The 8,328-nt window shown below is 44.9% G+C and carries 6 protein-coding genes and 4 pseudogenes; 3 read left to right on the forward strand and 7 right to left on the reverse strand.

Translation table 11 applies throughout. The features are described 5' to 3' along the window. Window positions 1-259: pseudogene (locus IO95_RS19250) on the reverse strand (IS4 family transposase); the annotation flags it as partial. A 221-nt stretch (window positions 260-480) separates the two neighbouring features. Beyond that, window positions 481-634, reverse strand: a pseudogene (locus IO95_RS25360) (IS3 family transposase); the annotation flags it as partial. On the opposite strand from IO95_RS25360, the pseudogene IO95_RS24395 reads away from it, so the two are divergent. Further along, a pseudogene (locus IO95_RS24395) lies at window positions 633-1,034 on the forward strand (aromatic amino acid transport family protein); the annotation flags it as partial. The pseudogenes IO95_RS25360 and IO95_RS24395 overlap by 2 nt on opposite strands. A gap of 359 nt (window positions 1,035-1,393) precedes the next feature. Here IO95_RS24395 and IO95_RS19260 read toward each other — a convergent pair. The 5 genes from IO95_RS19260 to IO95_RS19280 form a co-directional block, all read right to left on the reverse strand. Then, complete coding sequence (locus IO95_RS19260; protein ID WP_051791300.1) at window positions 1,394-2,227, reverse strand: ABC transporter ATP-binding protein; 834 nt, start codon at window positions 2,225-2,227, stop codon at window positions 1,394-1,396. 7 nt (window positions 2,228-2,234) lie between these two features. Beyond that, a complete protein-coding gene (locus IO95_RS19265) occupies window positions 2,235-3,005 on the reverse strand; it encodes an ABC transporter permease (RefSeq protein WP_023490077.1) in 771 nt (256 codons plus the stop codon). Window positions 3,006-3,119: 114 nt separating this feature from the next. Further along, window positions 3,120-4,946, reverse strand: a complete 1,827-nt coding sequence (locus IO95_RS23655) for an OmpA family protein (protein WP_023490076.1) — start codon at window positions 4,944-4,946, stop codon at window positions 3,120-3,122. A gap of 36 nt (window positions 4,947-4,982) precedes the next feature. Next, window positions 4,983-6,008 carry a hypothetical protein gene (locus IO95_RS19275; RefSeq protein ID WP_072011702.1) on the reverse strand — a complete coding sequence of 342 codons (1,026 nt, stop codon included), beginning with the start codon at window positions 6,006-6,008 and terminating at the stop codon, window positions 4,983-4,985. 40 nt (window positions 6,009-6,048) lie between these two features. Continuing rightward, window positions 6,049-6,750 (reverse strand): hypothetical protein, encoded by a 702-nt coding sequence (locus IO95_RS19280; RefSeq protein WP_023492699.1) that lies wholly within the window; start codon window positions 6,748-6,750, stop codon window positions 6,049-6,051. A gap of 728 nt (window positions 6,751-7,478) precedes the next feature. On the opposite strand from IO95_RS19280, the gene tssB reads away from it, so the two are divergent. Continuing rightward, window positions 7,479-7,976 carry a type VI secretion system contractile sheath small subunit gene (tssB, locus tag IO95_RS19285; RefSeq protein ID WP_037386723.1) on the forward strand — a complete coding sequence of 166 codons (498 nt, stop codon included), beginning with the start codon at window positions 7,479-7,481 and terminating at the stop codon, window positions 7,974-7,976. Between the two features lie 35 nt (window positions 7,977-8,011). Further along, window positions 8,012-8,328: pseudogene (locus IO95_RS19290) on the forward strand (type VI secretion system contractile sheath large subunit); the annotation flags it as partial.

Here is an 8,328-nt window from a genome sequence, read left to right on the forward strand (position 1 = left end):
CCACATAGGGAACCCAATCATCAAACAAGCTCCAGACATTGAGCTTTGTGTTGGTGAGCAGTCTATCCACCTGCTTGACGGCGTGCTTTCGCTCAAGGCCGCTGGCCAAAGAGAGGCCATTGCCAATGGCATGGATGGCCAATGACCCCGACTCAATAACCCCGTGGGTTGCATTGGCGAGCGACAAGACACGCTTGGCATGCATGTCCTGTCCGAATATGTCATCAATGTGGTTAAGAATTATTTCGTGGTTAAGCATGGAGGCTGTCTGCTCGCTATTAGCTGGTCAAGAACGGAGATCATACCTCAGAAGCCTTGCCATGCCTTGCTCATATGAGGGGATGGCTAAGGGCCTGCCCATGTCTCTCATTCGAAAAGCCGCATTAGTCATAGGGGAAGGGGAGTGAGAATGGGGATTTATCCGGTACGTTCTTTTTTAAACGCCTCACCAAAGAGTGTCGCTTTGATCTGCACCAGCAATACCCTAGCCATATGGACAACACTGAAGCTCAGCAGATGTTCGAGCATAAATTCGTAGCAATTTACTTGAGATTCTTCGCGAAGTAGGTGGCGGCCATTTTTACGATTTCTAGCCTTCTGCTTGTTCAGCCAACTGCCTTTTGAGCTTGGCGATAGAGTTTTGCTTGCTTGTTTTTTCTAACTTAGCGGTTGCTAGCTCATTTTTTGGTGTAACACTGGGGTTGTTTGATTACCTTGCTGACTTATTCAAGTTAGATAACTCACCCTCCGGGCGTTTCAAAACCATATTGTTAACTTTCCTACCCCCAAGTATTTTGTATTTATTTTTCCCCAATGGTTTTATTTATGGCATAGGTGGGGCAGGGCTATGTGCCACAATATGGGCCGTAATAATACCTGCAGTTCTTGCCTTGAAATCAAGAGAAAGATTCCCAAACAAGACTTTTACGGTTTGGGGAGGAAAAGTCATTTCATTTTTAGTTATTACTTTCGGCGTAGTGGTTATATTTTGCTGGTTTGGCAGTACATTCAATATACTGCCAAAGTTTGGTTAAAGGTCATTACACCGCAAGCTGTAGGCGGTGATGCCAAACTACTCAGAGTTGCATCCGTTAAGTGGGCGTGGTGCGGACTCGGAATAGCAATAAACCAGTAAACCTTGGTGATTTAAAAAATATTGTGTTGCGTAACTCTGGGGGCCATCAATAGGGCCCCAGATGGCTTGCTAGCAAAAAAGGAATTGGTACGGTGGCCAGTAAAACCCCGTACCTTGTTAAGCTGGTTCAGTACCACTGCCGGTCTGCTATCTGCCGACCAGTGTAATTGCACGGTATGCTGATCAATCTTTTGAGACTTGAAGTATAAAGCGCCATTTATATTACCGTACTGCTTTAACGCGATAAAGTGAGATTGTTTACAGTAACGTTTTGAAGCGTTCTAGTATTGTTTCTCGCAGTTGGGCAAATTGTGGCAATTTTTGCTTTTCTGGACGCCATGCAAGTTCCATTTCGATCAAGTCATACTGTTCAACAATGGTGGCCCCGGGAATATTTTGACCTTGTTCATTCTTTTCGTAACCCAATACCCAGATGGTATCCGAGATATAAATGGCGGCATCGATATCATGTGAGATGACGATAGAAGAGTTCCAAGCATGTTTTTGCGATACGGAGAGAATGGTGTCGCATACGGTTTGTTTGGTCAGAGAATCAAGGCCAGAGAAGGGTTCGTCCATCACCAGAAAATGAGAACGGTTGAGCAGTTGTTGCACAATAGCCACACGTTGCCTTTGCCCACCGGACAATTGCATCGGGTATTTCTGTGCATGGTCAAGCAGATTAAAATCCTGCAAATACTCATCAATGATACTGGGATCTTTTTTTGCGCGTTTAGCGGCAATCAAGAGGTTGTTATAAACAGTACGGTGATTGAATAAGTCATAACTTTGGCTAACCATGCCTACGTCACCCGGCGCAACGGGTTTATTGTCGCCATTATTGATCGTGACCGTGCCGACGGTGGGAATTTGCAATCCAGCAATACAACGTAATAACTGGGTTTTACCGATCCCTGATGGCCCTAGAATGGAGACCACTTGTCCTTGCTCGATGTTTGGCCGCTCAATATCACGGATAGAAAGATTAATATCGCGCAAAATCGGACGGTCATAACTAACACCCAAGTTTTTAATCGACATCAAATCTTCAGCACAGGTAAAACTGTAGTTTGTATTTATTTCGGCAGACATAAGAAACTCACTTGTTCTTGCTCAGATAAGGACAAACGGTGTAGCGCAACCATCCTAAAAACCAATCCTGGAGTAAGCCATAGAGCAGGATGGTAATCTGTATTGCAAATACGCCAGCCAAATTGAAATAACGATTTTGGTTAAGCAACATCACGCCAATGCCGCCAGAGGAACGGACTAACCCTTCTACCATTGTCAGCAACGTCCAACCAACCGCCGCATTTTGTCGTAGAAGATCAAGGATCACATCTAGCTTGCCGCGTAGCAACAATTCATAAGAGATGCGCCAGCCTTGCATATCCATGGTACGGCAATGATCGACCCTGGATTGTGGAATTGACTTTACCTCAGCCAATAGATTGGTCGTCATGAAAACGGTCATACCAAAGGTTAATAGACCAATTTTCAGGTCATCACCATTGTTGGTCAGCAGAGTAAAAATGTAGGTCAGTCCGGCAAAACCGAGAAAACGCATTGCCGACATGAATTTCGCCAATGGCCAGAATAAAGGGGCGGTGGATAAAAAAACCAATAGGGTAGAAAAAGCGGCGGCCAAGACGAGGGAAATTAAACTAGTGCGAACGCTTTCGATCAGGTTGGGGATCAATCCTTGGTTTTGCACCAATTTTTGCCATTCCTGGGCAATAGCAAGTGGGGTTGGCAACCACTTGGCATCCAGTGAGACCCAACAGACCACGGCAATGATGACCTGAATGGCAATAAGGATAACAAAATTACGTCGACTGAAGTAGGTATAAGGTGTCCAAATATTTCGCATGGTTTCTCCCTAAAAAGGCGGGTACGAATGTACCCGCCTTACATATAACCCAAGTCCATTTGATTACCGCTTACCTACAACTTTAATGAACTTGGCTATCTATTTATCTAACGGTTAGTTAGCCGTTTGCACCATGCTTATAGTCACTCGGCGATTCTTAGCTCTGCCTTCTGCAGTGGCGTTATCCGCGATTGGTTGAGCGTCACCATAGGCACGTATACGTACACGGCCTTCAGGGAAACTGCTGGGGGCATTCACTTCTAACCAAGATTTGATCGCTTCAGCACGTTTACGCGATAACAATAGATTGGCATTACTGTTACCAACATTATCAGTATGACCTTCAATGATGATGGATAAGCCAGAGACTGAAATCTGGTTTAGCAGCTCTTCCATAACAGCAATAGATTGTGGCAGGAACGTCGCTTTACCGGTGTCAAACTCCAACGACCACGATTTTTTCGTCACAACATGCTGCACTGGGGCTTCAGCACGGAAAGACGGGGTTTCAGCAGCGGTTGTTGTTTTGGCACTTGCTGCCACGGACTGTAAGTAAGTGGTGTTGACGACCTGGTTATAGGGCACCAAGTCAGGCATGATGTTGGGATACAGTTGTTTACTGATACCACCGAACACGTCGTATACACGCTTATAAAGCATGTCATTGCCATTCAGACCAAACAGAAACTGGTTGTCAGAGAGGTTGTTGGTAGTTGAACCACCGAGTTCGACTAGCAATCCTTGTTTATCCTTCTCAGTGACGCCTTTAAAGTATTTCGCCCACCATTCAGCAGTCTGTTCTTTATGTACCTTGGCCAATACGGCAGAGGCTTTCAACAGTTCAGAATCATCCCCACGATGAAGTGCTGTTTTGATTCGATCAGAAGCTTCAAATGATGCAGCAAGAATATTGGTCACCACCGTCGGATTTTTTTCTGCCCACTGTTTGTTAACAATCAGGGTCGATGGCATTTGCCACATATATTCTTTAGTTGAAGCGACGGAAACCAATCCACCGCGATACATAGCCACCTTGACATCACCCGGTGTCCAAGTAGCCGTACCATTTTGACAGACGCGACGTTTTTCACCGGTACGTTTGCCGTTTTGTACCACAGGGCGTTCTTCGCAGTAACCGGAAATGTATTTCTCATCCGCTTCGGTAAAACTGGAGGTAGAAACGAAGTTCATGGCGTTAGGATCAAACGTTTGCTCATTGGGGTTAATCGGCACATCGTTATCACCAGCCCACTTGACACAAATATTCCAGTCGCCGTCACGTAACACGGCACCGATTAACGATCCTCGTGCTTTTTGTGGGTTGTCACGCATTTCTGGCGGCAGCATACATTTATCTTCACCACGGGAATACCCGAAAGCGCCAACTACTTCTGCTGATTGTCCGAACTTACTTAAAACCTCGTTGGTACTCGCGATAAATGCTGGTACACCATCACCCATGATGATCACCATGGCAGCACCTGAAGCAGGATTAGCGTTCCCTGCCGCGAACTCTTTGGCGAAACTGGCCATTTCTTCAGTCATTCGGCCATAATCATCTTGGCGTTCAATATTTAACTGCACACCACGGCGGCCTAACAGGCTGTCTGGTGTTGTCAATGCATCACCATTGGCATACATCAATGTTGAGGTGGCATTCCATGGGATGGTTAACAAACGCACCGGCTGTGACATCTTGGTTGATGCCAGATCAAAGCTGCTTGTTGTTTGCTGATTAGCAGGTGCGTTGGAACTAGTGGAATTGTTTGATTCCGGAGAATTAGAAATATTAGCCGTAGGCACATCCGCTTTGAGCGTAACGCTGGCAGACTTTTCCTCAGTACCTAACCAACCTTTTTGATTGGCAACGCTTATGCCATATCCTAATCCCGCCACAATGGTGGTAATTAAAATAAATTTTGGCAATGGTTTTAATTTCATAAAATAAATTATCCGTACAATTGATTAAAGATATGCTTAGCGATTATTTTGCTTGGCGGGCGAGGTATCAAAAAAAGACATATTTTGCGTTGAAGTCGTCGCTGGCGTATTAACTAAACTGTCAGTGAGAATTGCGCGGGTTTTTTCATCCAGTAATAGATTACTGCTGTTCTGTTCCCATTCTTCTAATCGTTGCAGCGCATCTGCTTCAAATACACCATTTTCTAAGTCCATACCAGCAACGAAAGATTCGGAAACACGGACAAAATCTTCAATCTGGCCAATTTTTGTTGCGTAATCTTTGGCTAGATATTCCATTGAGGCATTGTACATATCTCGCCCTGCATCTTGTCCTTTGAGAATCCGCATTGCTGCTGTCATCGCACCGTGAGCTGAACGTGTCATCTCTCGGCGTTCGGTTTCTACGCGCACTTCCTCTTCCATATCAATAATCATGGTATCAGCATGTTCTTGATAACGAGTCAGTACGTTATAAAGGAATTGTGATTTACGCAGTAAATCGCCATAGGTGGTATTGGCATTTTCCAGACGGCCGTGTTGCCTAGACTGTAATACCAGTTGTTTGTTATCACCGGTCTTCTGCGCTTGTTGAGCGATTTTGAGTGCTTTCTGAGCTTCTCGTTCATTTTTGTTAATAATGTTCTTTAGTCGATTAATGACACCATTCAGATCGCTGATGCGTGAATCCATCACAGATTGGCTTTTACGTAAATCAGAAATATAGTTTTTTAATATGCCAATCGGATCAATCTCGATAAATAATCCGGTTAACCACCGCATGGCACTTTGATACATATAAGCAATTAATTTGCGGAAACGTGAGTCAAACAGAATATAGAGGATGGCTGCCAGTGCCGAGCAGGTAACGACCAGATAAAGTGTATTGCTGGCAATGGATACCAGGAATGGCAAAATTTTATAAAGAACAGCCAGGCCACCAACACCTAATAATGCAGCAACGACCATTCCCATCGTCCCCTCAGGACGTTCCCAAAAACCTTTGGGCTTGAAGTTTTTAGGCAGGAGGCTTCCGTTATTCATGTTTTTCTCACTAATATCAACGATACTATGCACACTATAATTACAATGCGCCCAATACATTAAGGTTTAACTTTTGTCGCAATAGCCACTCTTTTTCATGATTGAATGCAGCGCTAAACAATTCAGCTGTGCGATCAAGCTCAGCGGTTTGATCTTTCAATTCCTGTGATAGATCGGCCATTTTAGCCTGTTCTGTCAAAATCAACTGTTGTTGGCGCTCTATTTCAGCCTGTGCTTTTTCAACAATTGCCTGTTTTTCTGCCACTACTTTTTGACGTTCATCTATGCGTTGTTTGCGTTCAGAAGCCGCTTCTTCACGAAAGCGTAATTCCTGAGTTTCAAGATCACGCATATGCAATTCAATCTCCTGCTGCAAATTGGCAACGGATGCGCCATTTTGTTTCAATACGGCAAAAGCCGCTTGTAAGCGTGCGGCTTCATCAGGAAGAACTTTTTCTAGTGCGGTCATATTGCTGATCAGTTGGCGAAAAACAGTTGCACGTGCGAGTACAGCTTGGTGCAAGCGTTCCACCATCGGGTTATCAGCAATGGAAGTGACCCCATTGGCTTCTGTTGTACCAGAGGACTGTGGAGTCTCTGTGGCGGCGGGGCTTTCATTGGCTGTCGTTGACTTTGGTTCAACCTCAAAAATGGCTTCACGTAAGCTGTCTGAAAAACGACCAAAGATAGAGCCGGATTTGCTGCCCATGGCTTGGGATTTATTATTTTTCTCTTCGGACACGGGCTTTCTTCCTTAATGATTTATTCAGCAAAACAGTCCCCCTGCGAATAGCTATCCACATCTGTTAGGTCTTGCATGATTATTGGATGACGTTTTTCTTCCAATTAAATGATAACTGCAGAGTCTGTTTGACGATCCCTCTAGGGGACGATCATAATTTGCCGCGAGTTCGTCAATCTTCTTTGCCATTTCAATAAGAACATGGGCTGTACTAGTGGATGTTTTATCGAATTTTAGAGTGCGACCTCTTCGTGGATTCAAATGAGTTTAAGTAGCAAATTAATCGCGTATTTGATGTGTTGACGGTGGCTTGTCCACATCTAGGTGTTATCGCTTGTTGTGTCACTCATACTCAACACATACTAAACATCTTACTTGATCATTCAGGTAATAGGATTAAGAAAAATCTTATAAATCATTGAGGTGATAGATATCTTGCTCTGGTGTGATTGAAACATTTGCTTACATTTATCTTGTTTATTAATTTTGTTAATGCTTCTATGGTGGTCGCCATAGGTTTTTATCTGACCATTTTCCAGTCTCAGAAAAACTTATGATACACAGCGCTCTGCCCTTATCTTGTCATATAAATAGGTTGGTTGGTGACCCTGTTGTCTGCATCTGGTGATGCAAAAAGAAGTGGTTGTTTGGCAAGTGGCAAGGGGGGTCATACCGATTTATTTCCCGGGCAGACCGTTCTTCATTCTCTTTGTTGAGCAGGGTTAGTTATGCCAAATTCCTTCCAAAATGAAATACCGAAGTCCAGGATAAACCTGAAATTAAACCTCCACACCGGAGGGGCGAAAAAGAAAACCGAAATACCGTTAAAATTGTTGGTGGCGGGTGACTTTAGTCATGGTCAAGAGACGGCCTCGTTGTCTGAGCGTGAGAAGGTAAACATAAATAAAAATAATTTCAATAGCGTCCTAATGGATTTTTCACCCTCTGTCAATATTGCGGTGGAAAATACCTTGGCGGGGGATGGCAGTGAAGAAAATATCTGCCTGACCTTCCAGAACATGAAAGACTTTACCCCCGAACAGGTCGCTCGTCAAATCCCGCAACTCAAAGCCATGCTGGCGATGCGCAGTCTGCTGCGTGACCTCAAATCCAACCTGCTGGATAACCAGGCGTTCCGTAAAGAGCTGGAAAAAATCCTGCGTGACCCTGCCCTGAGCAATGAACTGCGTTCTGAACTGTCTGCCCTGGCGCCTCAACAGCCTTAACCGGCGACCGGTTTTTAATGGATTAACACGAGATAATGCTAATGACTGTAAAACATGAAAATGCGACCACGGGTGAAAGCGTGGTATTAGAGCGCCCAGCAGCAGGCGGTGTTTATGCCTCCCTGTTTGAAAAAATCAACCTGAGCCCGGTTTCCCACCTCAGTGCGCTGGACAGCTGGCAGGATGCACAGGCGATGTCTGATGCCACGGCCGATGAACGTTTGACCGCCGGGGTGCAGGTGTTCCTCGAGCGTTTGCGCCTGGCCGGCACCAAAGTGGAAAAACTGGATAAAACCCTGATTGACCACCATATCGCTGAACTGGACTTTCAGATCAGCCGCCAACTGGATGC

This window comes from Serratia sp. DD3, from assembly GCF_000496755.2.

What these genes read in the sequence shown, in the direction of transcription:
- IO95_RS19260 (WP_051791300.1), bottom strand. Translation starts at nt 2,227, where the DNA reads ATGTCTGCCGAAATAAATACAAACTACAGTTTTACCTGTGCTGAAGAT.
- IO95_RS23655 (WP_023490076.1), bottom strand. Translation starts at nt 4,946, where the DNA reads ATGAAATTAAAACCATTGCCAAAATTTATTTTAATTACCACCATTGTG.
- IO95_RS19265 (WP_023490077.1), bottom strand. Translation starts at nt 3,005, where the DNA reads ATGCGAAATATTTGGACACCTTATACCTACTTCAGTCGACGTAATTTT.
- tssB (WP_037386723.1), top strand. Translation starts at nt 7,479, where the DNA reads ATGCCAAATTCCTTCCAAAATGAAATACCGAAGTCCAGGATAAACCTG.
- IO95_RS19275 (WP_072011702.1), bottom strand. Translation starts at nt 6,008, where the DNA reads ATGAATAACGGAAGCCTCCTGCCTAAAAACTTCAAGCCCAAAGGTTTT.